Source organism: Pseudoalteromonas sp. GCY (assembly GCF_016695175.1).
Taxonomy (GTDB): domain Bacteria; phylum Pseudomonadota; class Gammaproteobacteria; order Enterobacterales; family Alteromonadaceae; genus Pseudoalteromonas.
Genome location: NZ_CP068023.1, coordinates 4147211 through 4172334 on the forward strand (window position 1 = coordinate 4147211; position 25124 = coordinate 4172334).

Sequence of the window (25124 nt, forward strand, 5' to 3'; positions counted from 1 at the left end):
AGGGCATGCAGGTGTTACTACAAAGTCATCCGTTACTGTTGCACTATCTTGACTATTAGTATCTTGCTCATAAGCATTTACAGATACTGTAGTTAAAGTAAGTAGAGTTGTTAGCGCTAGTTTTTTTAATGTAGAGAACATATTTATTTCCAATTTTTGAGTTTAATTTATATCGAGTCGAGCACTCATTTACTTTATTATCGTGCTCCGAGTTGATGAATCTACTTTAAGCGTAAAAAGCCTATTTACCACCCCACCATTCATGACTACGCATTATTTCAATTGATTACATGCCAAAAACAGAAATAAAACCAACAAAAACAATAATATGTAAAAAATCAATATTGCTATCTTTTATCTATTACTAAGTATTTTTTTGTTTTATTAGGCTATTCATAGCGGATAGTCACAGGTGTGTGAAGATGGAATGGGACCTGAATAGTTGTAATATGAGAATAAGTTAACACTGCTAACTAAGTTTTAGCGTATAAGCTGCTGTCATGAAATAAATCTGTCACAATACTTCAATGCGAATTAACTCACAATAATGACTCCCAAGCTTACGGAAATCAGATCGTAATGTTAAATGAGAGGCGTATTGTTGGGTGTAATATTCGATTAATACTTAATGTCATAGAGCTAAGCACAGACTCAAATACTCTTGTACATTACGGCATAATATTACACATCGTGTAGCCTTGATGGGGTTTCCAACTTTACACGTTTCAAAGCAAAACCAGAGTTCTACAACTCATAAGAGTTACAACGTGCAATACAATAAAAAGGCCACAACTAAGTGTGGCCTTGACGTGGTTCAACTAGGTAAATAAATATTATGAAACCGTTTCAGCATGTGGAAACAGGACTTCACGCTCTTTGTATTTGGCGAAAACGGGTAAACTTAACAAGGCAGCCATAACAGAAAGAGAAAATATAGCACTGAATGTCATACCACCAACGATCACAATGGCCAAGCCACGATAAATCTCCGAACCCACGCCAGGAATAATTGCTAGAGGCAACATCCCAAAAATACTCGTCAGTGTACTCATATATATAGGCCGTGCTCGTGATTTAATCGCCAACTGAATTTTCTCGCCTGTGGTATAGCGCAAACTCTCAAGCTCATTAAAATGACCAACAAACAGAATCGCATTATTAATAACGAGTCCAATTAGAATGATGAACCCCATCATTGAGATAACATCTAAGGGTTGATAGGTAAAAAGATTAACGGTATTGAGTGCTAACATCCCGCCAATCAGTGCAATAGGTAACGATAGCATAATAGCCAAACCATTGCGGAAAGACTTAAACCACCCGGATACAAGTAAAAATAGAATTAGCATTGCAAAGCTAAACTGTTGCAGCATATCCGAAATAAGCTCATTTAATTTACTCGCGCTACCACGATAGGACACCGAAACAGACTGTGGCATATGTTGCCCAATAATAGGGGTCACTTGAACTTTGAGATCGTCAATAAAAGTAGATAAGGGAATGCTAGGCGGTGGCGTTACATTAATTGACAATGTACGAAAGCCATTTAGACGATATAAAGAACTTGGCCCGACATCCAACTCATAATCAACTAAGGTCCTTAACAGGGTAACTTTGTTTTCAAGTGGAAAATACAATGGTGTATCCATTACATTATTGATGGCATCCCAATCTTCCCCTTTGATATAGATTGGTAAGTTTTTTGTGCCATTAGAATATTCCCCAATATAGACACCGTCGGTCAGAGCACGTAACTTCTGTGACAAATTATACTGGGACTCTCCCAATTCAAGCAGCTGATTGTCTTTTGGAGTAAAGATAATTTGTGGGTCATCATTATACAACGGGGTGTTGCTCCACGGGTTGGCATAACCCATATTGGTGTTTAGATGCTCATACACTTCTCGCCCAATTAATTGCAAATCATCCAGCGACGTACCGGTAAAGTCGATAGTAACCCGACGATTGGTAGACAAACCAAAACCAAGTAAAGAGTTAAAGTTGGCATACACATTCGCATGTGGAAAAGCCGCTTCCAGTGTATTTTTTGCCCAAGACTTTAATTGCTCAGCCTGCTCAGGTTCTTTGGGGTATAGCACCAACTGGACCGACGAACTTCCCGAAACAAATGACAAAAACTTATCAATCAGCGGACCTTGTTGCTGTTCCTGCTCAGCTTCAATCAGTTGATTTATGGGCATCAACAACTCACTGGTTAACGCTTCATGATTCATACTTTGGTTGACATTAACAGACACGTTAACGCGCGTTCCTTCCACTTGCGGTAAAATGTTCAACTTAGGCGCGAGTAATATCAGCCCGGCGATTGGTACTATCACTAACAACAGGAGCATCGCACTTCGGTTTCGTGAACTTACTACCATACGTGCAAGGCGTGCAGAAATTCTATCGACAAAGTCTCCTGTCGTATCCAGTGCTTTGATACTAGGCAAAATATAGCGTAAAAGCAGTGGCAACAGCAGTAAAGCAACAAACAAAGAAGCGCCTAGAGCCGATGAAATAGTGATGGCCAAATCGTGGAATAGCTTGCCCTCTGCACTTTGCATCAAAAGTATTGGAGCAAATACGATGATGCTAGATACCACTGAATTTACCAGCGCTCCCGATACCTCAGCCATCGTTTTACGTATCGCATCTACAACACGCTCCCCCTGCTCTCGATATCGCACTGCAGTTTCAACCACGACGATTGCAGCATCCAAAATCATACCTGTCGACAGAGCAATACCGGCAAGCGATATCACATTAAATGTTCTACCCAAAACCTGCATAGCCAAAAATGTGGCCAAAATGGAAATTGGCAAACTGATGAATATCATCGCGATAACCGGGAGCTTTCTAACAAACAAAAATAGAATTAAAGTAGATAATACAACCCCGAGGATCAGGTTATTTTGCACCATACTTACTGCACTATTGATGGTTTTAGAGTCATCCTTGGTCAATTCCATTTGTACACCTAGCTCAGGCAGTACTGTAGTATTGAGTTCAGTCATCACTTTTCTTAGCTGTGCCAAAGATGCCAAAGCATTTGAGCCAGTTGCGGCATTAACGCTGACATAAAAAGCTTGCTGTCGCTTCCAGTAAACTGGCGATGAATCAGTAACAAAGGCATTTTCGATGTAGGCAACATCACCGAGTGTAACCACCTTTTGTTCATTCTTAGCGATAACTAGCCCATTGAGATCTGAGATATCACGACGACCCTCAAAACGTACCGCAAAGTTGCGTGTACCTTGTTCAACGATACCAACACTTTGATCTAGAGAATTGCGCAAAATATTTAGCATTTGATCTATCGTCAACGTGTATTTAGTCAACTTTTCAGGGTCAAAAATAATATCTATGCGCTGTTCAGTAGACGCTAAAGGTGAGAGGCTGCTAATTCCCGGAATCGCTAGGATTCTAGGTCTGACATATTTCTCAAATACCTCTGTGTATCTTGCTCGATCAGCCGGAACCCCTGCACTATTTGGGAAAAGTACTAGGCCGGCAATACTTCCTTTATTATCTTTTGACTTGTTTTGAATGATTGGTTCTAGTGCTGTTTTTGGCCGCGTATTAAATTGATTCATCTTATCGATAACTTCAATATAAGCCTCCTGCATATCAGTGCCTGGCTGAAAGGTCATATTTACCCAAGCAAATCCCGTCCCAGTATCGGTTTCATAGCGCAACACTCCGGGTACTTTACTTAGCAGCTCCTCTACTGGTTCAACAATCTGACGTTCCATTTCCATGGGCGATGCACCCGGCCAGAAATTTCCTACAACAATTCGGTCTTCACCAATATCTGGAAGTAATTGAACAGGGAGTTTGGGTATAGCGGCAATACCCAAGATGATTATGATGAGAAAAAAACTCACCACGTAGTGAGGATTTTTCAGTATTCTACTATTCATAATTGAGCTACCCTTTCATCCACTTTTACCACATCACCGGATTTCAAACCAAGCCCACCTCGAGTGACAACAACCTCCCCGGCAGATAGTGCACCGCTCACGACATAATCACCATTAATGCCAGCAAGCACCTTTACATTGGCTTTTTCTACTGAACTATCAGCTTTTAACTTGTAAACAAAACTATCCTTGCCTCTTGGGATTAGCGCATCACCAGGGATAAGCAGACTATTTGGTATCGTAATTGTGAGTTGTATGGACAGGTTAGAACCTAATACTAGTTTATCTTTCAGTTCAGGTTCCGGTTCAACAAATAACTTTACAGCGCCAGTCCCTACACTTACTTCAGGTACTACTCTCGCGACTTTGGCTGTGCCAATGCGCTTCGGTACCTGTAGCTCACTTTCGATGATCAGTTCGGCATGCTCATCAATATAATCAAGTAGTTCAATGGGAAGCTGACTTGACAACTCAATTGCAGCAAAATTATTGACTCTTGCAATCGCATCTCCTTCTTGGACAAATTCGCCTTTACGTACGAAGGTTTCCGCAACAAAGCCACTTTCAGAGGCACGAATTGTGCTAAGCGAAATATGTCTTTGGATTTCTGTCAGACTGACTTCAAGCTCAGATACCTTATTTTTGGCGTTCGCAAGCTCATAAGTAAGCTGATCTAACTCCGATTGATTAACACTTTTAGTTTTTGATAAGGTTTCGAGTCGCTTTAACTCAACATTAAGATGCTGTACCTGAGCCTCAGCTTGGCGAATCTCAAAGCGCTTTTTTTGCTCCGACAACGATAGAAATTGAGTATCCAATTGTGCAATCACATCGCCAGCATTTACTCGCTCTCCAATCTTTTTAATCCTAAGAACGTGCGCGCTGCTGTAACTAGATAGTACGATGGCATCTGAATCAACAACCTCTGCAACCAACTTACTCGTGATCCCTCGACTATTTTCGACAACCGGAGCGGTAGTCACGATACGCTGCGCTAAGCTGTGCTGAGACACAAGGAGTAGCAACAACAAACCGACTTGATGCGTAAAAATTTTCATAACTTGATCCCCGTTGATTTCACTTTTCTCTGTGTTTGTTTTGGTGAGTTTAGAGAGTAGAGAGCGGATACGAGAAGTGAAGTGTTGTTACCTCACGCCACAACGTGTGACCAAGTAATTATTAGCATAATAAACATATAGTTATAACAACAGATACAGAAAGTAATGAATCGTGACAAACAGCTTAAGCCTGCATATTTGATACGTTAGCATTCCTAAAAAAAGAACTTCAACATAAAGAATTAATACTGTCACAGTAAGTTGGTGGCCATTTTGTAGCTCTTCTAAGAGTAGGAAAGTTTAACTGTACTAAGTAATACCAATTTGCTTAATTAAGTGAATTGGTATAAACCCAAGTAGGCAACCTCAATAAGAAATTTTGAACTTCGTTTGGGTCGACTTGATACTTTCAAATTGATTGAGTGGTATACACCGTGCATAAAAAAACCCACGCGATGCGTGGGTTTTTGATAACCAGATAGGTGGCTGCTTATTTGCGCAGCTGGCGTAGAAGGCGTAGTTGCGCAAGGGCTTCTTCAAGCTGCAATGCCGCACGCTGATAATCCAGCTCGCTCGCATTGCCTGAAGCTAATTGCGCTTCCGCTTCACGTTTAGCTTCTTCAGCAGCTTGCTCGTCAAGCTCTTCCGCACGAATAGCAACGTCCGCTAGAACAGTTACTGTTTGTGGTTGAACTTCAAGCGTACCGCCTGCAACGTAGATAACTTCTTCTGAGCTATCTGCTTTAACCAAACGTACCATACCAGGTTTTAGGCCAGTCAGCAGTGGCGCGTGACCTGGATGAATACCAAGCTCACCTTCACTACCTGTCACTTGGATAGTAGTCACAGCGCCAGAGAACAAGCTCTGCTCTGCACTTACTACATCAAGGTGTACTGTCATTGCCATAACAACCTCCTAATTACATGTTTTTAGCTTTATCGATCGCTTCGTCGATTGAGCCAACCATGTAGAATGCCTGCTCAGGCATATCATCGTAATCACCGTTTAGGATGCCCTTAAAGCCAGAGATTGTGTCTTTAAGAGATACGTATTTACCAGGTGCACCTGTAAATACCTCAGCAACGAAGAATGGCTGAGATAGGAAACGCTGGATCTTACGTGCACGAGATACAACTTGCTTATCTTCGTCAGATAGCTCGTCCATACCTAGAATTGCGATGATGTCTTTCAGCTCTTTATAACGCTGTAGAACTGTTTGAACGCCACGTGCAGTGTCGTAGTGCTCTTGACCGATAACTTGTGGGTCAAGCTGACGTGAAGTTGAATCTAGAGGGTCTACCGCAGGGTAGATACCTAGAGACGCGATATCACGAGAAAGTACTACTGTCGCATCTAAGTGAGCAAACGTGGTTGCTGGAGATGGGTCAGTCAAGTCATCCGCAGGTACGTATACCGCTTGGATTGAAGTGATTGAACCTGTCTTAGTTGATGCGATACGCTCCTGTAGAACACCCATTTCTTCAGCTAGTGTAGGCTGGTAACCTACCGCTGAAGGCATACGACCTAGAAGTGCTGATACTTCAGTACCTGCTAGTGTATAACGGTAGATGTTATCTACGAAGAATAGTACGTCACGACCTTCGTCACGGAACTTCTCAGCCATTGTTAGACCAGTTAGTGCAACACGTAGACGGTTACCCGGTGGCTCGTTCATCTGACCATATACTAGTGATACTTTATCTAGTACGTTTGAGTCGTTCATCTCATGGTAGAAGTCATTACCCTCACGAGTACGCTCACCAACACCTGCGAATACTGAGTAACCGCTGTGCTCGATTGCGATGTTACGGATAAGTTCCATCATGTTTACGGTTTTACCTACACCCGCACCACCGAATAGACCAACTTTACCACCTTTAGCGAATGGACATACAAGGTCGATAACCTTGATACCAGTCTCTAGAAGTTCAACTGAGCTGCTCTGCTCTTCGTATGATGGTGCTGCACGGTGAATAGACCAACGCTCTTCTTCACCGATAGGACCCGCTTCATCAATCGCGTCACCAAGTACGTTCATGATACGACCTAGGGTCTTTGTACCAACTGGAACCATGATTGGTCCGCCAGTGCCTTCTACTGATGTACTACGACGTAAACCGTCAGTAGTACCAAGTGCGATAGCACGTACCACACCGCCACCTAGCTGCTGTTGCACTTCTAGTGTCAAACCAACTAAGTCGCCTTCTGTAACTTTTAGTGCGTCATATACGGCTGGCACGTTGTCTTGTGGAAACTCGATATCCACAACGGCGCCGATAATTTGGACGACCTTACCTAAACTCATGTCTATTCCTCTTATTAAACTTTGCCGAAGCGTTACACGGCAGCCGAACCGCTCACAATCTCACTGATTTCTTGTGTGATTGCGGCTTGACGTGCCTTGTTGTATACCAGCTGTAGCTCATCAATCAGGCCACCTGCGTTATCCGTTGCGGCTTTCATCGCAACCATACGGGCAGCTTGCTCAGAGGCAGCATTCTCAACTACGCCTTGGTAAACCTGAGACTCAATAAAGCGCACAATTAGTGTCTCTAAAATCGCCTCTGGGCTTGGCTCATATAAGTAATCCCAAGCGTGAGCTGATACTTCTTCTTCAGCTTTTGGCAAAGGTAATAACTGATCGATAACAGGCTCTTGTTTCATTGTGTTGACAAACTTGTTGTACACAACGAATAAGCGGTCAATTTTGCCTTCTTCGTATGCATCTAGCATTACTTTTACAGGACCAATTACGTCCTGAATTGAAGGTGCATCTCCCAGCCCTGCCTTTTTGGCTTCAAGCGAACCACCAAAACGTCTAAAGAAACCAGCAGCTTTGCTACCTAGTGTTGCGAACGACGCCTCAACACCTTTTTCTTTCCACGCTTTCACGTCTTTCGCTACACGCTTAAACTCGTTTGAGTTTAAGCCACCACAAAGACCACGGTCTGTAGAGATAACGATATAACCAACTCGTTTCACATCACGTTCTTCTAGAAACGGGTGATGGAAATCAAGATTAGCCTGAGCAATACGACCGATCACTTTGCGTAAGTTTTCAGCGTATGGACGACTAGACGCTACGCGTTCTTGTGCCTTCTTCATTTTAGAAGCGGCAACCATCTCCATTGCGCTGGTGATCTTTTGAGTATTCTTGATACTCCCGATCTTGCTTTTTATCTCTTTTCCGCTGGCCATGACTCTCTCTCCGAATCTCGGTGAGTAGTTACCTACTCACCTTAATAACACATTACCAAGTTTGCGTAGACTTGAACTTCTCAAGAAGCTCTTTAAGCTGCGCTTCGATCTCGGCGTTGTAGTTACCAGTTTCATTGATTTGAGCCATTAGCTCTGCGTACTCGCTCTTAGCAAATGCGATTAGGCTTGCTTCGAAATCAAGGATCTTGTTGATTTCGATATCTTTTAGGAAGCCTTTCTCTACTGCAAATAGCGATAATGACATATCAGCAACAGACATCGGTGCGTACTGTTTCTGCTTCATTAGCTCTGTTACACGCTCACCGTGTTCAAGCTGTGCACGTGTTGCATCATCAAGGTCAGAAGCGAACTGAGAGAACGCCGCTAGTTCACGGTACTGAGCTAGCGCTAGACGGATACCACCACCTAGTTTCTTAACAATCTTAGTTTGAGCTGCACCACCTACACGAGATACCGAGATACCAGCGTTAACCGCTGGACGGATACCTGCGTTGAACAAGTCAGTTTCTAAGAAGATCTGACCGTCAGTGATTGAGATAACGTTGGTAGGTACGAATGCAGAAACGTCACCACCTTGAGTTTCAATGATTGGCAATGCCGTCAATGAACCTGTTTTACCTTTCACTTCACCATTTGTGAACTTCTCAACGTAGTCAGCGTTTACACGAGACGCACGCTCTAGAAGACGTGAGTGAAGATAGAAAACGTCACCTGGGTATGCTTCACGGCCTGGTGGACGCTTAAGTAGTAGTGAGATTTGACGGTAAGCAACAGCCTGCTTAGACAAATCATCATATACGATTAGTGCATCTTCACCGCGGTCACGGAAGTATTCACCCATAGTACAACCAGAGAACGGCGCTAGGAATTGTAGCGCTGCAGATTCTGATGCAGAAGCAACTACTACGATAGTGTTTGCAAGTGCACCGTGCTCTTCTAGTTTACGTACTACGTTAGCAATTGTTGACGCTTTTTGACCAACCGCTACGTACACACACTTAACGCCTGTGTCTTTTTGGTTGATGATAGCATCGATTGCTAGTGCTGTTTTACCAGTCTGACGGTCACCGATCACAAGCTCACGCTGACCACGACCAACTGGGATCATCGCATCGATAGACTTATAGCCAGTTTGTACTGGCTCATCTACTGATTGACGCTCGATTACGCCAGGTGCGATTTTTTCAACTGGTTCAAAACCATCGTTATCAACAGCGCCTTTACCGTCGATTGGCTCACCTAGCGTGTTAACAACACGACCTAGTAGACCACGGCCTACAGGTACTTCAAGGATACGACCAGTTGATTTAACTTTTACGCCTTCTTTAAGGTCAGCGTATGGACCCATTACTACAGCACCTACTGAGTCACGCTCAAGGTTTAGTGCGATAGCATAACGGTTGCCAGGAAGCTCGATCATCTCACCCTGCATACAGTCAGCAAGACCGTGAATGCGGATGATACCGTCGGTAACAGATACGATAGTACCTTCGTTACGCGCTTCACTTACAACTTCAAACTGCTCAATGCGTTGCTTGATCAGTGCAGAAATTTCTGTGGAATTAAGTTGCATGCTCTTTTTCCCAATTACGATTGTAGCGACGTCGCAAGACGATCTAACTTGCCGCGAACAGAACCGTCGATTACGGTGTCACCGGCTTTAATCACTAGGCCACTTACAATGGCTTCGTCGATGCTACAATTCAGCTTAACTTTGCGTGCGAAACGTTTCTCAAGTGCCGCGACCAATTTTGCTTGCGTATCATCTGCAAGCACTGTTGCTGAAACCACATCTACTTCGATTTCTTTTTCATAGTCTGCTTTTAATTCAGCAAACAACTCTGCAACAGCTGGAATGGCAGCTAAACGCTCATTTTCGGCCATCAGCTTGATAAGATTTTGACCTTGTTCGTTGAGTTGCTCAGCACATAACTTGATAATGATTTCAGACTGTTGTGATTCAGTAGCGATGCTACCAAGTAGCGCCTGAACCTGTTCGTCGCTGGTAACTTGACCAGCGAAGAACAGCATTTCATTCCAAGCTTCAACTGTGCCTTTTTCAACGGCAAGTTCAAAAGCCGCTTTAGCGTATGGGCGAGCGATAGTAGTCAATTCAGACATGCTCATACCCTCCTACTTAAAGCTCAGCGACAAGTTTTTCAACGATGTCACTGTGTGTGGCTTGATTGATTTCACGCTCTAAAATCTTCTCAGCGCCTGCGATAGAAAGTGCAGCGACTTGTGAACGCAGCTCTTCTTTCACACGGTTGCGCTCAGACTCAATTTCAGAGTGTCCCTGAGCAATGATTTTTTCACGCTCTTGCTGACCACGAGTAGTCTCTTCGTCAACAATTAGCGCAGCACGCTTCTTAGCTTGTTCGATGATTTCAGCCGCTTGTGCTTTCGCTTCTTTCAACTGTTCAGCACCTTGTGCACGTACGCGCTCAAGTTCTTTCTCAGCTTCATCAGATGCCGCTAAACCATCTTCGATTTTCTTCTGGCGAGCTTCAATCGCACCATTTAGTGGTGGCCATACGAACTTCATACAGAACCATACGAAGACCACAAATGCGATTAATTCACCTATTAGAGTGGCGTTTAAGTTCACGACCGCTCCTCCTTACTTGACAGTTGTTCGTTTCAGGTATTTTGCAATATTAAAGAGCGAACAACATGTACATAGCGATACCTACACCGATCATTGCAACGGCATCGATAAGACCAGCTAGGATGAACATTTTAACTTGTAGTGAAGGCGCAAGCTCAGGTTGACGAGCACATGCTTCTAGGAACTTACCACCCATGTTACCGAAGCCTAGTGCAGTACCGATAGCACCAAAACCGATTAGTAGTGCAACAGCGATAAGTTTAATAGCAACTGCGATTTCCATTTTTATCTCCAAAGTTTTAATAGTAAATTAAAGTTTAAGTTTAAATTTAAGTTGTAAAAATCTTTATTATTCAGCAGATTAGTGACTTTCTGTACTAGCCATACTGAGGTAAACGATAGTCAGCATCATAAATACGAATGCCTGAAGTACGATTACCATAATGTGGAATACTGCCCACACGAAGTGCAGTGGTAACTGCATCAAACCAATTGCACCGATAAGGATGAAGATCATCTCACCTGCGTATAAGTTACCGAACAAACGTAGTGCTAGCGAGAACGGCTTAGCAACTAATGCGATTGTTTCAAGTAGTAAGTTAAACGGGATCAACACTGCCATCATTAGTTTGTTTTTAGAGCTAAATGGGTGCAATGTTAATTCTGCAATAAAGCCACCGATGCCTTTGATTTTAATTGAATAACCGATCATCAGAATAAACACGCCTAGCGCCAGTGCTGCTGTCATGTTTAAGTCTGTTGTAGGTACAATCTTCATGTACACATCGTGTGAATCCATACCAAATGCTTGTTCACCAACAAAGCCAGCGAATGCAGGTAGGAAGTCAACTGGAATCAAATCCATCAAGTTCATTAGGAATACCCAAACGAAGACCGTTAGGGCTAAAGGTGCAACTAACTTGCTATTACCATGATAAGTGTCACGTACGTTGGCACCAACGAACTCAACAACCATCTCGATAAAGCACTGGAATTTACCAGGAACACCTATAGTGGATTTTTTAGCGGCACTTCGGAAGATCCATAAAAATATCAGACCTAAACCGATTGACCATGCGAGGGTATCTACATGCCATGTCCAGAAACCACTATCCGCACATGCTTTGTTGAAGGCAAGACCGGCATCGGTCGAGCACATCTTGGCATTGGTCAAGTGGTGCTGAATATGGCTTGATAGAGTAACTTCTTCTGCAGCCATGTTTTATCCCAAAAGTTAATGATTAAAAAAAATCAGGACCAACCATTGTGTCAGCATCACGAGCATATACGCGCCAAAGAAAGGCAGCATCATTACTGAAAAATGCTTAAAAATCAGTGCAAAGAGCACAACAGTTAGCAAAAATTTTAATCCATTTCCTCGTTTTATCGAGGAATATACTTGATTTGCTTTGCTTGCACCCATAAATCGAAAGGCGTAAGCAGCAAATACAAAATTAGGGAGTACCAACACAGCGCCGCCAGCTAATGCTGAAACTCCGGCTTGTACTCCCCAACCTATAAAAACGATTACTGCAGCGACTAATGCTACGATACCCTGAATCAAAACACCTTGTAATGCGGCTCGCCTGTATGGGCGGGCTAACGAATGAGTCACTTTATATTAACCTTAATGACGTTAAATTTTATCAGGGTATGAAAACTGGCGAAATTATACTTGTTTCTGCTTAATTTGCAACTTGACGAGGCGAAATGTGACGTTTTTTGGACGCCAAATAGGTCAAAATTTGTTAGGGAGGTAGGCTTAAATTCAAGCCTGTACAAGAGTGGCTATTTTTCCATCAAAGTTGTTAGTATTCTCGCTATTTCGCAGCATATCGGTGAGAAAATAGCGGCGCAAAATAAAGCACCGCATTCACGTATTAGTCAATTAGTTAAGTTTACCGTTAGTCAGCTTCATTCATTTCAGGGTTAATACGCCCCAAAATACCATCAAGCTCATCCAAACTAGCATAGGAAATAACCAGTTTACCTTTACCTTTTTGGTTGTAGTTGATCTCAACTTTTGCGCCTAAGTTTTCCTGTAATTGCTGTTCAAGCAGCTTCACATCAGGATCCTTTTGCTTCGCTTCTTTTTTCTCAATAGGCTCTAAAATGGTACGAACCAGTTTTTCGGTTTCTCTTACGGTTAACCCTTTGGCCACAGCAGTTCTTGCCGCTTCAGATTGCGCTTCACCAGTTAGGGCAAGTAAACAACGAGCATGGCCCATTTCTATGTCGCCATGTTCCAACAAGATTTTTACATCATCGTTGAGATTGTTGAGACGAAGTAAATTGGTGACCGTCGTGCGCGATTTACCCACCGCATCGGCAACTTGCTGATGCGTGAGTTCAAATTCATTTAGCAATCTATCTAGAGCAATTGCTTCTTCCATTGCATTGAGGTCTTCACGCTGAATGTTTTCAATAAGCGCAATCGCAACAGCCGCTTCATCCGGCACATCTTTGATTAAACAAGGAACGGTATCTTGCTTTGCCAGTTGTGCCGCGCGCCAACGTCTCTCACCGGCAATAATTTCAAAGCTTTGCGTGGTAACTTTACGCACCACAATAGGCTGTAAAATCCCCTGTGAACGGATCGAACTCGCCAGTTCCTCAAGTGCCTGTTCAGACATATCTTTACGCGGCTGATATTTACCCGGCTTTAGCCACTCAATAGGTAATCGTTGTAACTCTTGTTCAACCGCCGATTCGGCAGGTGCTTCACTGACTGTCGCAACCGCTTTTTCTTGATTAGGCACAGGTGCCGCAGCACTTGGATTAGGTTTAGCTGAGCTGAGTAGGGCATCCAACCCTCGGCCTAAACCACGTTTTTTAACCGACATGTTCTTTTTATCCTCTTAGGCAACCGCAGTTGCTTGCTTTTCTTTGCGTCTTAGCATTTCACCCGCTAGCGCTAGATAAGCTTTCGCACCGCTTGATGCTCTATCATAATACATCGCAGGCGCTCCAAAACTTGGCGCCTCCGCTAATCGCACATTACGAGGGATCACAGTCCGGTACACTTTATCGCCAAAGTGTTGTTTTAACTGCTCAGATACGTCGTTAGCTAGACGATTACGCGGGTCATACATAGTGCGCAAAATGCCTTCAATTTGCAATCCTGGATTCACCAACTTACCGAGTTGGGTAATGGTGTCCATCAAAGCCGTTAATCCCTCCAGTGCATAATATTCACACTGCATCGGAACTAAAACCGCATCAGCGGCAGCCATGGCATTTACCGTTAGCATATTTAATGAAGGTGGACAGTCGATGAATATATACTCATATTTATCTTTTATCGTCTCAAGGGCGTTACGTAGTCTCACTTCGCGTGCAAACAACTCCATCAGTTTGACTTCTGCCGCGGTTACATCCCCATTTGCTGCGATCAAATGATACTCACCACTGGTTTCTGTGGTGATCACTTGATCCATCGGCGCTTCTTCGATCAACAGATCATAAACCGTAGCGACATCGGCGTATTTATCGACGCCACTGCCCATGGTTGCATTGCCTTGGGGATCGAGATCGATCAACAGAACTTTACGTTTAGTCGCCGCCATGGACGCGGCTAAATTCACCGCAGTGGTTGTTTTACCAACACCACCTTTTTGGTTTGCTATTGCAATGACTCTTGCCACATTGTCCTCGACAATTAATCTTTAGAAAGAATGATTAAATGGCGCTCACCTTCAAGCTTGGGCACCACTAAACTAATATCTTGCGATAAACTCACGCCGTTTGGTAATTGTTCTAGCTCATCCGCAGGGTATTGACCCTTGAGTGCTATGAATACACCTTGGTTATCGATTAAATGTGAACACCACTGGATCATATCTTGTAGTGATGCAAAAGCACGGCTGAGTACACCGTCTAATTTAACACTTGGCTGATATTCTTCAACTCGAGACTGCACAGGGGTAACATTCTCAATGCCAAGCCCATGTTTTACCTGCATTAAAAATCGAACTCTTTTACCAAGGCTATCAAGAAGAACAAAATTGATGTCCGGTCTAGCTATCGCTAAAACCATACCCGGTAAACCCGGTCCGGTGCCAACATCAATATAGTTACTGCCCGTTAGGTGTGGCGCAACAACCAAAGAGTCCATGATGTGTTTTACCATCATTTCTTTTGGGTCACGAACGGAAGTGAGGTTGTAGGCTTTGTTCCATTTATCCAGCAGCTGGACATATTCGACCAACTGCTGCTTTTGTTGTTCGCTGAGCTCGATTGAGGTATCAGCGAGTAATTCATTCAATTGTTCTAATAACACAGTGTTCCACTGCTATTACGCCGACTTACGTAATAGCCCTTGCTTTTTCAGATACACTAATAATAGCGAAATAGCAGCAGGGGTGATACCAGAAATACGTGAAGCTTGGCCAATCGTTTGTGGACGAGCATCACTTAGCTTTGCCACAACCTCATTTGACAGGCCGTTTACCTGGCCATAGTCAAACTCAGCAGGCAGTATTGTCTCTTCATGACGAAGCTGTTTATTAATCTCATCTTGTTGACGCGCAATGTAACCGGCGTACTTAGTTTGGATTTCAACCTGTTCAAGGGCTGGAATATTATCAAACTCAGATCCTAATCCTTCAATTGCCATTAGGTCGTGATAATTAACCTCAGGACGGCGGATCAGATCTTCAAGACTGGCTTCGCGTACCAGTGGTTTTTTCAATAATCCATTTACCGCTTCAAGTGCAGGGTGATCTTTATGGATCCAAGTATTGCGCAGACGCTGTGCTTCTTGTTCCATAACTTCAAGCTTGTCGTTGTATGCAGCCCAGCGTTCATCGTCAACTAAACCTAATTCGCGACCTTTTTCCGTTAGACGTAAATCCGCATTGTCTTCACGCAGTAACAAACGGTATTCAGCACGCGAGGTAAACATACGATAAGGTTCTTTTGTACCAAGCGTTGCTAAGTCGTCAATTAACACACCGGCATAAGCTTCATCACGGCGCGGTGTCCATGCTTCACGGCCTTGAACTTGAAGGGCTGCGTTCATACCCGCAATCAACCCTTGTGCGCCAGCTTCTTCATAACCGGTTGTACCGTTTATTTGACCTGCAAAGAATAAGCCATTGATAAACTTAGTTTCTAATGATTGCTTAAGGTCACGAGGATCGAAGAAGTCGTACTCAATTGCATAACCAGGACGACAAATATGCGCATTCTCAAACCCTTTAATAGAACGCACGATCTCCAGTTGGATATCAAATGGTAAGCTGGTGGAGATACCATTTGGATATAGCTCGTATGACGTTAAACCTTCGGGTTCTACGAAGATCTGATGTTTTTCTTTATCAGCAAAACGCACAATCTTATCTTCGATGGAAGGGCAGTAACGTGGACCAATTCCTTCAATCACGCCGGCATACATCGGTGAGCGATGTAAGTTATTGCGGATCACATCGTGGGTTTTTTCATTGGTATAGGTGATATAACAAGGGATCTGTTTTGGATGATCAGACACTTTGCCCATAAACGAGAAAACCGGAGTAGGGGTATCGCCAGGTTGCTCTTGCATCACTGAAAAATCAACGGTTCTTGCATCGATACGTGGTGGTGTACCCGTTTTTAGACGATCGACTCGAAAAGGCATTTCACGTAAACGCTCAGCCAAAGCGATAGAAGGAGGATCGCCAGCACGGCCGCCTTTAAAGTTTTCTAAACCAATATGGATCTGGCCACCCAAGAAAGTACCAACCGTTAGCACCACTGAAGAAGCGCTAAAGCGTAAACCCATTTGAGTTACGACACCTTTGACCTGATCGCCTTCAACAATCAGATCATCACAAGATTGTTGGAAGATCTTTAAATTTTCTTGATGTTGCAGAATGTCTTGGATCGCAGCTTTATACAATGCGCGATCTGCCTGAGCACGAGTCGCTCGTACCGCAGGGCCTTTCGATGAATTAAGCGTTCGAAATTGGATCCCACCTTTGTCGATTGCTTTGGCCATTGCACCACCAAGCGCATCGATCTCTTTAACCAAATGACCTTTACCAATCCCACCAATAGCTGGGTTACACGACATTTGGCCTAAGGTATCCATATTGTGTGTTAACAATAAGGTATTCATACCCATACGTGCAGCTGCAAGTGCAGCTTCAGTGCCTGCGTGTCCACCACCAACAACGATGACATCAAAATGTTCATGATAAATCATTTACGGGATCCTACTTAAAACAACCGAGCAAATTTAGAAAGGATGCGTATTCTACCTAGAATTAACCAGAAGTGAAATGGTTAAACTTTGCACAACGCAAAAAAGAGATCACTTAAAATATATAAGGATCTTTTTAAAGATCTTTATTGATCTTACTACTACTGATCCTTTGATCTGTGAATAGTTTTGTATTCCTGTTTAGATCCAACTGCTTAACTAAGATCAATTGGTGTGAATTAGATCGGATCAATGGGCTTAAAACCTTTGATCAACTTGGCACTTTATTCACAGGGCTAGATCTGAATTATTTTATCCAATGGATAAGTAAGCGTAGATCAGCAGTTAGATCATAGGTTATCCACAATACGATCTAAAATAGACTGAATTTGTGAATAACTTCTGTGTATTTCAATGTCGCGCCGTTAAGCGACACATTCAACAAACTTAGGTAACCAAGCAATAGCGGTATCTTCTGGTAGATCTGGGTGTAAAACATCGATCTTTTCTATGTCTAACAGCTGTGTTGCACCTTTTTCTTTAAGTAGATCAGCAAGATTAATAGCTGCATGATTAAAGGTGTCGTAACTTGAATCACCAATTCCCACTACCGCAAAGCGTAACTGGCTTAGATCCGAGCTCGCTTTTAGTGCTGATATAAAAGGTAATAAGTTTTCTGGATAGTCACCGGCCCCATAGGTTGATGTCACCACCAGCCAAAGTGCTTGCTGACAAGCTTCAAGCTCGGGTTTTTCATGCAAATTTACGGTATAACCTTGAGATTCAAGCGATTCCATTAGCTGTTCAGCAACGTATTCTGCTGATCCCATTTGGCTGCCTACAATAAGATCTAAAGTTTGCATTGTTACCCTTACCTAAGTCGTATTGCGCGCCATCTTAGCGTTTAACGTGAATATGTAAAGAGGGGTTTGAAGTAATTGGATAAAAATATTTGCACAAATAGTGTGTGACTTTTAATGTCCTTATTTATCTATATGAAATAAAAAGGAAAAATAAAATATTCCTAAGCTTAACTCGGTGATTTATTTGTGGATAATCTATGGGATAGCTGAGCCTAAAAATACTTTTTTAAGCCAAAGCGCATGCTTGAAACGGTAAGATCTCCGCTGTTTTTGAACAAATTTTGAGGTTGTGGATGAGGTGTTGTGGATAACGATCTAAAAGCTGGAAGTCGATCCAGTCTTTTAGATCTATATACTTAGATCCATATAATAAAAGAATCTAAAAAAGCGGTCAGATCTTGTGATTTATTTAGTTTGACAGCCAAGTTGTGCGGACTGATTGCTCAAATAAGAAGTCTACAGCATGTTCTTCGAGCAGCCTTCTGGTGGCTGATTCTTGCAGTGCTATCACATGATCGCTGAGAGCATTACCCGATGAGATACGTTTGACTCCTATCTCTGCTAACGCCTGTTTATCACTAAATCCGGGCAACAGCATCACATTGACTGGAATTGAAAGCAGGGCTGTTAGGCGTTTTATCATGGTGGTGTCGGTTAAACCGGGAATAAAAAAGCCATCGCAACCTGCTGCTTGATAGACGAGCGCACGCTCATGCAGCGCCGCTTCCGTCCACTGTGGTTGTAAGCAAAGATCGCAACGGGCATTAATAAAAAAATGATCGAAACCATTATGACGTAAAGCTTGTTTGATTGCCTGCAATAGCGCTTGGTGTGCCTTTATATCGCGTAAGCTGCTCTGGTGACTGGGTTTGTCTTCAATATTGATACCTGCAACGCCAAGGTCGGCCAATTGGATAATATGTTTGATGATCTGATTTTGATCCGCACTGTAGCCTGCCTCAATATCAACACTTAATGGAATAGTGATCACCTTAAGGATGGCACTTACTGTTTGTAGTACACGGTCAAATGTGAGTTGTTCTCCATCTTTGTAGCCCTGATGATTAGACATACCCCAGCTTGTTGTCGCAACGGCCTGACCACCAGCCTGTTCGATGATAAGCGCTGATGATGGATCCCAGCAGTTAGCTAGAAAAAGCGGGGCTGATTGTTGGTGTAGTGCATTGAAAGTTGTAGATAGAGCCATTTTATTTCTCCTAAGTTTAAGCGCTTAGGATACGCAGTGTATGGATGTTGGACTGGCCAGATTTAGCACTTAACGTGATTGGGTAGATTTGCGGTATTTGCCACCCTTAGCTCATGAGCCTTTTATTTGCAGAGTGTTAGCATCTATCAAAGCATAGGATAAGCTGAATTTCATACACTCCTCTTTTCTCAGCCCAAACTCTTGCTGCAAACGCAGGGAAAGCTTGATCAAGTCACTCTTGATCTTGACATGCTTATCCATGTCTAACGTTTTTGACTTGCCAATGGGGTTGTTGCGAACTCTTGGAATGCCGTAATCATCATTACTGCGTGAACAGATATTAGGTTTACCTATTTTTTCGGCAATCCAACGCAGTGCTGCCATTCTGTTTTTAATCGTTTTTGGTGCTAGACCTTCATCTTGCCAACGCGTTACAAGGTGATTGATATGTTTGGTTTTAAGACCTGATGGATCTCTTAATCTATAACCATGGCTAAGTAGCTGTGCTGCTGCGAGGTTTAAAACTTTGCTTCGGGTAGCTCTAGTGCTAAAGCTACTTTCGCGGTGTGTGTCGTTCACCATTTGGTGAAGACGATATCCTAATTGGCTCATTTCATGTTCCTCATAAATTTAAAAAATAGTTTTGAAAGTATTGAGAAAAACACCAAACCGAAGACCAGGGGGGCGAAACGCCAAAATAGGTAAGTTTTAAAGCCATATGAACGGTGCGTAACCGAGCATATTGTCGAAAGACATAAAGGCTAACTGGTCTAAAGCAATAAAGCTGAGCCGTGTGATTTCTGTTGAAATACAGCGCGAACTACTGTGGTTTATATTTGTGTTGTTTATAGTGGGGCGGTCGTGTGACCCATAATGCTGCGAATGCAGCTCCTCAGGAACGTGTTGCGGGCAGTGGATACGCCCTTTTTCTTGATGCTCATGTCGAGCTGGTTCGTTAATAAAATTATCACAGTGATCAGAGATTGCAACACCTTTTTGACACGCTCAAATCTCCATCCCTCTTTTGGCCCTGCAATTTTTCAGGGCGGATTGGATGTCGAGGCATCATGAGCAGTGGCCTCGACGGTCGACTCAGTAATAATAAACTATAAAGTTAATATTTATTTCCTATTGAAGAGATTAAATTTTTTACTCTACCCTTTCATTCTACTGTTTATAATTAGTACAATCATGGTGACGTTACTCTCTAAAAAATATACAATTTGATAACTAAAAATTATAACGGGCAGAAACATGGAAAAAGGGCTTATTAGCTTCTTTGAAGTTACTCACTGTGGCTTCTATAGAATGAGAAATAAAAAAGACAGTGAGCTGGTAGAGGGATCTTTGAGTGAAACTATTAAGTTAGTTACTAATTGGGTCAAAGATAAAGAGTTTTCAAAAACAATTCCCTGGGATGTTGCAACTAATCCAAATAGAACACAAATTTATTGTAAATCTGTTACCACTGATCCTGTTACTGGTGATTCACTCTTCGTATTTTGGAAGCGTTATAGCGATGATAGTGGTAACCTAAGTGGAATTTTGGCCGATTCGAAGGTAGGTTCAAATAAAGGTGACTCAATAAAGGTAGGGAAGAAAGTAGGTGGGAAACCAGTCATTCTTGGGGAGCCAATGTACTATTGGTTTATCCCCGAATATAACCTTCTTGCTTCAGTAAAGTTTCCAAATTCTCTAGCTGATACTGATTCCATATATGATTACTTCAAAAGGACTATTGATTTAAGAGTCGATCATCCTAGAAAAGAGATACATGAGCATGATATCTACAATCAGTATGCTGGTAGAAATATAACTACAAAAAATGTTTGTTATAAATCGGATGATGACTCTTTCACTATGAAGTTTAGATTTCATGGGCAGTTGAAAGAATTATCGGTTAAGAATGTAGATACAGATCGATTATCAAAAACTATATCTCACATTGTCGTTAGAGATACAATTTCAACGGTTAAAGAAGATGACAAAGACTCTATATTTAAGCTTTGGGATAAGGTAACTAAGAAACAAAAAGGTAAATACTTCAAGAAACAAGTTGAGATTGTATCCGAAGCCAATTTGAATGGAAATGAGCTTAAATCAATGTTGAATGTTTATTGTGAAGAATATGATCCAACTGAAGAAGACTGGAACAATGTTGGCTTTAAAACCGACGGAAAAGACGGCACAACAAAGTGGTTTAATCGTTATGTTGATAGAGCTCATATATTAATTAATACTCTTGAAAAAGAAGATGGAAACTATTATCCAGCTGAAAAAATCCTTCCAATATTGACTAGGCAGAGGGTTGACATATTAGCGCCAATTCTGGAAGGCGGTGAGGAAGAAGAGCTCGATAAAGTTGTTGGTGAGTAGAATGACACGCCTTATCATACAAAGTGTATTTATTCTTGTAAGCTTAACTATAGCTTACTACACAGCTGCTGGAATCAGATTTGAGCAGGTCAAAGAAGTACTTTCTACATTACAAAACATATCGGCAGCAGTTTTTACTTTAGCTGGTATTTGGATTGCATATATATACCCAGAAGCTATAGCTGCTTTTACTAATCCGAAAAAAGTTTCATTGATAAAAGGTAGCGAAAAAACAAAGCGTATTGAGAAGTTAGTACTAATAATTCTAACTTCCGCCTTTGTCTTGGTCACTATCCTTCTTTTTAACTTATCTTACATGCTTTTAAAAAATGCATCTGTTGTGATTGAACACAAAGAGGTACTTAAAATCTTAAGTGTGGGACTAATAATATTTGTTTCTTTGAACCAAATTAAAGCGATCCTAGCTGTGATGATAAACAATATTGAGTTCGTAAATGAGTTACATAAGAATAAAACCGAACAAGAAGCAAACGATGAGCTGTAGTAGAGTGCAGACTTTATAACCACTCCTTTCAAACCCTGTAAAGCCATAAATCGGAACCCCGCAAGCGGGGCCCCTTGCTTCGCAACCCTGCGGGCGATTTCTAGCTTGACTGGATTTTCTCTGCGTAGTGAAGGTTATCCAAGAGGTATGCGGCGCTCTGAGTGGCAAGCACTCGACGCTTTCACACCTCCTGGATACAACTGGCTTTTCAAATAAAAACGGGAAAGAGGGAAGGTAAATAAAATTATATTTAACTGTTTTTATTAAACTTTCCCAGTTTCCCATATTTCCCAACCTAATATCCTTTATTGAAATAAACTAGGTAGGGTGGTCATCGCCTCTTTTCGCTTACGCTCAACTATATCAGAGTAAATTTGTGTTGTTTTTAACTCTGAGTGGCCTAGTAGCTTTGATACCGTATAGATATCGATATCATTAGTTAACATACGGACTGCAAATGTGTGTCTCGCGCAGTGAAAGGTTATGTGCTTTGTAATACCTGCTCTGAGCATCCATTGGGTTAGGGCTACGTTAGTATAGCTCGAGTATCTTAAGCCTTTAAAAACACGTTCATGGGCTTCTCCTTGCGAACCTAATAAGCTGATCGCATCATCGGGTAAATCAAGGTACTGGAGATGTTTTGTTTTCGTATGTCTGAACGTCGCGCGTTGCTCTTTTAAAGCTATTCGATCCCACGTTAGTTTTTGAATATCGCTCCAGCGCATACCTGTCAGGCATCCGAATAAGAATGCTCGCTTTAGTACATCATATCGGCACTCTGTTCTATAAAGAGCTGTTACTTCTTCCTCTTCTAAGTAATTACGAGGGTTTTGTTCTATCTTGATGCTTTTTACTTCGTTTACAGGATTTCGGCGAATAATGCCTTCGTGAAATGCTTTGTTTAAAGCCGCTCTCACTTTATTGAAATAGCATGATGTAGTATTTGAAGAAAGTAGCTTATCTGACTTTGTTCGTGCATGTTTTATTAAGTATGTTCTGAACCCTCATAATACATCTGCATCGAAGTCAGCAAATGACAGCGGGTTTCCTTCACAATACCTCTTTAGATGCATTAACGATGATTCCCAGAGCGATACGTTTGATGTGCTATCCGTGTGCTCTTTTTCGTTAATTAATTGCTGCATGTAGCTATAAAAGCTTTCTTGCTGTTTTTTTGAGTCTTCAAAATGATGCTTGTTGTTAGCTAAATCAACAATCGCTTGTGCCCTTATCTTTTCTGAAATATCTAGGGTCTTTTTATTGTGATCTCGTTCAAACTTGTCTTTAGGAGTGGCATAAATGAACAAGTCTAATGATTGTCTTTTACGGCGTTTTACTCGTTTGCCATTTTCATTTAGGTAAGAACCATAATTTCTGGTTAATAACAGTTGTTGGCGGCCAGCACTATCAGGTGACTTTTTCTCGATAGTTAATTTCATAATAACTTCCTCTTTGGTGGACCAATAGTGGCTCACATCAAAGAAGTAAGTGGGCCATTCGAGGCCCATATTATGAAACTAAAGGAAACTAGAGAAATATAAAAAGTAATTAAATGTATGAATATATTAGGTATTTTAACTTTATTTGGATATTTGTTTCCTTTAGTTTACCTTGTTATTTACCAATACAAAACGAGCTAAAGATTTTGCCCAGCAAGTCGTCGGAGGTGAATTCACCGGTGATCTCATTGAGGTATTGCTGGGTAAGGCGTAGCTCTTCTGCCAAAATTTCACCGGCAATATGCATTTCTAGCTGAGTTTGACCTATTTCTAGGTGCTCAGCAGCGCGCTCTAGGGCGTCTAAGTGACGACGGCGAGCCATAAAGCCACCTTCAGTTGCACCAGTAAATCCAATACAGGCTTTTAGGTGTTCTCTCAATAAATCAATGCCTTGAATATCTTTGGCACTTAGACGGATAAGGGTATGGCCATCACTCGTTGTTGCGCCAACCGCTTCACCGCTTAAATCGACTTTATTGCGGATCACGGTAATTTCCATGCCTTGTGGTAACTGCTCGATAAAATCAGGCCAGATCTTCGCAGGATCGGTTTCGTGGGTTTCGGTGCCATCCACCATAAACAGTACGTGATCGGCGCCGCGGATCTCTTCCCAAGCACGCTCAATGCCTATTTGTTCTACTTTATCTGGACTCTCACGAAGTCCTGCCGTGTCGATAATATGAAGGGGCATGCCATCAATATGAATATGCTCACGTAGTACGTCTCGCGTCGTACCTGCGATGTCTGTAACAATCGCGGCTTCACGGCCAGCTAAGGCGTTGAGTAATGAAGATTTTCCGGCGTTAGGGCGGCCAGCAATAACTACGCGCATGCCTTCACGCATGATGCTGCCTTGCTTGGCTTGTTTACGCACTTCTGCGAGTTGCTGAATAATGGCTTCTAGGTTACCCGAGACTTTACCATCGGAAAGAAAGTCGATTTCTTCGTCGGGGAAGTCAATTGCGGCTTCTACGTACATGCGCAGATGAATTACTTTCTCAACCAAGGTGTTGATATGTTTAGAAAAGTCACCTTGTAGTGAATGTAGCGCACTTTTTGCAGCTTGCTCGCTGGTGGCGTTGATCAAGTCTGCGATAGCTTCTGCTTGCGTTAAGTCTAGCTTGTCGTTCATAAAAGCACGTTCTGAGAACTCACCAGGCTTTGCCAAGCGCACTTGCTCAATTTGGCTGATTTCCTTTAACAGCATATCAAGTACCACTGGGCCACCGTGACCTTGTAACTCAAGGACATCTTCACCGGTGAATGAGTTCGGCCCTTGGAAGAACAACGCAATACCTTGGTCGAGTTGTTCACCTGCTAAGGTATTGAATGGCAGGTATTCGGCATAGCGAGTTTTTGGGCATTTACCTAAGATTAGCTCTGCGACCTCTCGGGCTTTACTGCCTGAAACTCGAATAATACCAACGCCACCGCGACCCGGTGCGGTAGCCTGTGCTGCTATGGTGTCTTGTGCGATCATGATGACTCTTTAGACTGTCTGGTTAATAGCCATAATTGTACAGCAATTGATATATCTCAGGTATAGCTGGTGGGTAATATCTAAGTCTGCTCATTGCGTTTTGGGTGGTTGATGACCTTAATGATACGGTTATGCGCTTTTGTCAGGTATAATTATGGTCACAGTTTTTACTGTTCTTACTAGCAAAGGTTGTATAAGGGAAAC

General features: G+C 42.4%; 22 protein-coding genes and 1 pseudogene. 2 read left to right on the forward strand and 21 right to left on the reverse strand.

All coding sequences use genetic code 11. The annotated features are described in order from the left end of the window. Positions 1–833: 833 nt before the first annotated feature. The 18 genes from JJQ94_RS23880 to JJQ94_RS23965 all read right to left on the reverse strand — a co-directional run bounded on the left by JJQ94_RS23880 (position 834) and on the right by JJQ94_RS23965 (position 19672). Entirely contained in the window at positions 834–3923 is a 3090-nt protein-coding gene (locus JJQ94_RS23880; RefSeq protein WP_099030027.1) for an efflux RND transporter permease subunit, read from the reverse strand. After that, a complete protein-coding gene (locus JJQ94_RS23885; protein ID WP_099030028.1) occupies positions 3920–4981 on the reverse strand; it encodes an efflux RND transporter periplasmic adaptor subunit in 1062 nt (353 codons plus the stop codon). Before JJQ94_RS23885 ends, JJQ94_RS23880 begins: the two co-directional genes overlap by 4 nt. 490 nt (positions 4982–5471) lie before the next feature. After that, positions 5472–5888: a F0F1 ATP synthase subunit epsilon gene (locus JJQ94_RS23890; protein WP_099030029.1), complete on the reverse strand. Its 417-nt coding sequence runs from the start codon at positions 5886–5888 to the stop codon at positions 5472–5474. A 13-nt stretch (positions 5889–5901) separates the two neighbouring features. Next, positions 5902–7287, reverse strand: a complete 1386-nt coding sequence (atpD, locus tag JJQ94_RS23895) for a F0F1 ATP synthase subunit beta (protein WP_099030030.1) — start codon at positions 7285–7287, stop codon at positions 5902–5904. A 32-nt stretch (positions 7288–7319) separates the two neighbouring features. Continuing rightward, entirely contained in the window at positions 7320–8180 is an 861-nt protein-coding gene (atpG, locus tag JJQ94_RS23900; protein ID WP_099030031.1) for a F0F1 ATP synthase subunit gamma, read from the reverse strand. Positions 8181–8232: 52 nt separating this feature from the next. Beyond that, positions 8233–9774 carry a F0F1 ATP synthase subunit alpha gene (atpA, locus tag JJQ94_RS23905; protein WP_010376884.1) on the reverse strand — a complete coding sequence of 514 codons (1542 nt, stop codon included), beginning with the start codon at positions 9772–9774 and terminating at the stop codon, positions 8233–8235. Positions 9775–9788: 14 nt separating this feature from the next. Next, positions 9789–10322, reverse strand: coding sequence for a F0F1 ATP synthase subunit delta (atpH, locus tag JJQ94_RS23910; protein WP_099030032.1), 534 nt, complete (start codon positions 10320–10322; stop codon positions 9789–9791). A gap of 16 nt (positions 10323–10338) precedes the next feature. Then, on the reverse strand, positions 10339–10809 hold the full coding sequence (gene atpF, locus JJQ94_RS23915) for a F0F1 ATP synthase subunit B (RefSeq protein ID WP_010376882.1): 471 nt from the start codon (positions 10807–10809) through the stop codon (positions 10339–10341). Between the two features lie 49 nt (positions 10810–10858). Beyond that, positions 10859–11092 carry a F0F1 ATP synthase subunit C gene (gene atpE, locus JJQ94_RS23920; RefSeq protein ID WP_010376881.1) on the reverse strand — a complete coding sequence of 78 codons (234 nt, stop codon included), beginning with the start codon at positions 11090–11092 and terminating at the stop codon, positions 10859–10861. A gap of 78 nt (positions 11093–11170) precedes the next feature. Then, the gene (gene atpB, locus JJQ94_RS23925; RefSeq protein WP_017218544.1) at positions 11171–12028 is read right to left on the reverse strand and encodes a F0F1 ATP synthase subunit A; all 858 of its coding nucleotides are present in this window, start codon (positions 12026–12028) and stop codon (positions 11171–11173) included. A 15-nt stretch (positions 12029–12043) separates the two neighbouring features. Further along, entirely contained in the window at positions 12044–12424 is a 381-nt protein-coding gene (locus JJQ94_RS23930) for an ATP synthase subunit I (RefSeq protein WP_010604145.1), read from the reverse strand. Positions 12425–12713: 289 nt separating this feature from the next. Beyond that, positions 12714–13652, reverse strand: a complete 939-nt coding sequence (locus tag JJQ94_RS23935; RefSeq protein WP_099030033.1) for a ParB/RepB/Spo0J family partition protein — start codon at positions 13650–13652, stop codon at positions 12714–12716. Positions 13653–13667: 15 nt separating this feature from the next. After that, on the reverse strand, positions 13668–14453 hold the full coding sequence (locus tag JJQ94_RS23940; protein WP_099030034.1) for a ParA family protein: 786 nt from the start codon (positions 14451–14453) through the stop codon (positions 13668–13670). Between the two features lie 14 nt (positions 14454–14467). Then, positions 14468–15088, reverse strand: a complete 621-nt coding sequence (rsmG, locus tag JJQ94_RS23945) for a 16S rRNA (guanine(527)-N(7))-methyltransferase RsmG (protein ID WP_099030035.1) — start codon at positions 15086–15088, stop codon at positions 14468–14470. A 15-nt stretch (positions 15089–15103) separates the two neighbouring features. Next, positions 15104–16993: a tRNA uridine-5-carboxymethylaminomethyl(34) synthesis enzyme MnmG gene (mnmG, locus tag JJQ94_RS23950; protein ID WP_099030036.1), complete on the reverse strand. Its 1890-nt coding sequence runs from the start codon at positions 16991–16993 to the stop codon at positions 15104–15106. A 422-nt stretch (positions 16994–17415) separates the two neighbouring features. Then, positions 17416–17853: an FMN-binding protein MioC gene (gene mioC, locus JJQ94_RS23955; RefSeq protein WP_010604148.1), complete on the reverse strand. Its 438-nt coding sequence runs from the start codon at positions 17851–17853 to the stop codon at positions 17416–17418. A 409-nt stretch (positions 17854–18262) separates the two neighbouring features. Further along, on the reverse strand, positions 18263–19060 hold the full coding sequence (locus JJQ94_RS23960; protein ID WP_099030037.1) for an isocitrate lyase/PEP mutase family protein: 798 nt from the start codon (positions 19058–19060) through the stop codon (positions 18263–18265). Positions 19061–19171: 111 nt separating this feature from the next. Beyond that, the gene (locus JJQ94_RS23965) at positions 19172–19672 is read right to left on the reverse strand and encodes a phage integrase N-terminal domain-containing protein (RefSeq protein WP_236596546.1); all 501 of its coding nucleotides are present in this window, start codon (positions 19670–19672) and stop codon (positions 19172–19174) included. A gap of 642 nt (positions 19673–20314) precedes the next feature. Here JJQ94_RS23965 and JJQ94_RS23970 point away from each other — a divergent pair. Together JJQ94_RS23970 and JJQ94_RS23975 are read left to right on the forward strand one after the other, a co-directional pair. Continuing rightward, the gene (locus tag JJQ94_RS23970) at positions 20315–21436 is read left to right on the forward strand and encodes a hypothetical protein (protein ID WP_099030038.1); all 1122 of its coding nucleotides are present in this window, start codon (positions 20315–20317) and stop codon (positions 21434–21436) included. A 1-nt stretch (position 21437) separates the two neighbouring features. Beyond that, positions 21438–21941 (forward strand): hypothetical protein, encoded by a 504-nt coding sequence (locus JJQ94_RS23975; protein WP_099030039.1) that lies wholly within the window; start codon positions 21438–21440, stop codon positions 21939–21941. A gap of 305 nt (positions 21942–22246) precedes the next feature. Here the strand turns inward: JJQ94_RS23975 and JJQ94_RS24470 are convergent, their stop codons facing one another. The 3 genes and pseudogenes from JJQ94_RS24470 to mnmE form a co-directional block, all read right to left on the reverse strand. Further along, positions 22247–22858 carry a site-specific integrase gene (locus JJQ94_RS24470; RefSeq protein ID WP_442960344.1) on the reverse strand — a complete coding sequence of 204 codons (612 nt, stop codon included), beginning with the start codon at positions 22856–22858 and terminating at the stop codon, positions 22247–22249. Beyond that, positions 22859–23449 (reverse strand): annotated as a pseudogene (locus JJQ94_RS24475) (phage integrase SAM-like domain-containing protein); the annotation flags it as partial. Between the two features lie 106 nt (positions 23450–23555). After that, on the reverse strand, positions 23556–24920 hold the full coding sequence (gene mnmE / locus JJQ94_RS23985) for a tRNA uridine-5-carboxymethylaminomethyl(34) synthesis GTPase MnmE (RefSeq protein WP_099030040.1): 1365 nt from the start codon (positions 24918–24920) through the stop codon (positions 23556–23558). Positions 24921–25124 lie beyond the last annotated feature (204 nt).

Excerpts from the sequence above, each read along its gene's own strand:
- JJQ94_RS23960 (WP_099030037.1), bottom strand. The coding sequence starts at position 19,060 with ATGGCTCTATCTACAACTTTCAATGCACTACACCAACAATCAGCCCCG.
- mnmE (WP_099030040.1), bottom strand. The coding sequence starts at position 24,920 with ATGATCGCACAAGACACCATAGCAGCACAGGCTACCGCACCGGGTCGC.
- atpH (WP_099030032.1), bottom strand. The coding sequence starts at position 10,322 with ATGTCTGAATTGACTACTATCGCTCGCCCATACGCTAAAGCGGCTTTT.
- JJQ94_RS23965 (WP_236596546.1), bottom strand. The coding sequence starts at position 19,672 with ATGAGCCAATTAGGATATCGTCTTCACCAAATGGTGAACGACACACAC.
- atpG (WP_099030031.1), bottom strand. The coding sequence starts at position 8,180 with ATGGCCAGCGGAAAAGAGATAAAAAGCAAGATCGGGAGTATCAAGAAT.
- JJQ94_RS23885 (WP_099030028.1), bottom strand. The coding sequence starts at position 4,981 with ATGAAAATTTTTACGCATCAAGTCGGTTTGTTGTTGCTACTCCTTGTG.
- JJQ94_RS23890 (WP_099030029.1), bottom strand. The coding sequence starts at position 5,888 with ATGGCAATGACAGTACACCTTGATGTAGTAAGTGCAGAGCAGAGCTTG.
- mioC (WP_010604148.1), bottom strand. The coding sequence starts at position 17,853 with ATGCAAACTTTAGATCTTATTGTAGGCAGCCAAATGGGATCAGCAGAA.
- JJQ94_RS23935 (WP_099030033.1), bottom strand. The coding sequence starts at position 13,652 with ATGTCGGTTAAAAAACGTGGTTTAGGCCGAGGGTTGGATGCCCTACTC.
- mnmG (WP_099030036.1), bottom strand. The coding sequence starts at position 16,993 with ATGATTTATCATGAACATTTTGATGTCATCGTTGTTGGTGGTGGACAC.
- JJQ94_RS23975 (WP_099030039.1), top strand. The coding sequence starts at position 21,438 with ATGACACGCCTTATCATACAAAGTGTATTTATTCTTGTAAGCTTAACT.
- JJQ94_RS23970 (WP_099030038.1), top strand. The coding sequence starts at position 20,315 with ATGGAAAAAGGGCTTATTAGCTTCTTTGAAGTTACTCACTGTGGCTTC.
- atpD (WP_099030030.1), bottom strand. The coding sequence starts at position 7,287 with ATGAGTTTAGGTAAGGTCGTCCAAATTATCGGCGCCGTTGTGGATATC.
- atpE (WP_010376881.1), bottom strand. The coding sequence starts at position 11,092 with ATGGAAATCGCAGTTGCTATTAAACTTATCGCTGTTGCACTACTAATC.
- atpB (WP_017218544.1), bottom strand. The coding sequence starts at position 12,028 with ATGGCTGCAGAAGAAGTTACTCTATCAAGCCATATTCAGCACCACTTG.
- JJQ94_RS23880 (WP_099030027.1), bottom strand. The coding sequence starts at position 3,923 with ATGAATAGTAGAATACTGAAAAATCCTCACTACGTGGTGAGTTTTTTT.
- atpA (WP_010376884.1), bottom strand. The coding sequence starts at position 9,774 with ATGCAACTTAATTCCACAGAAATTTCTGCACTGATCAAGCAACGCATT.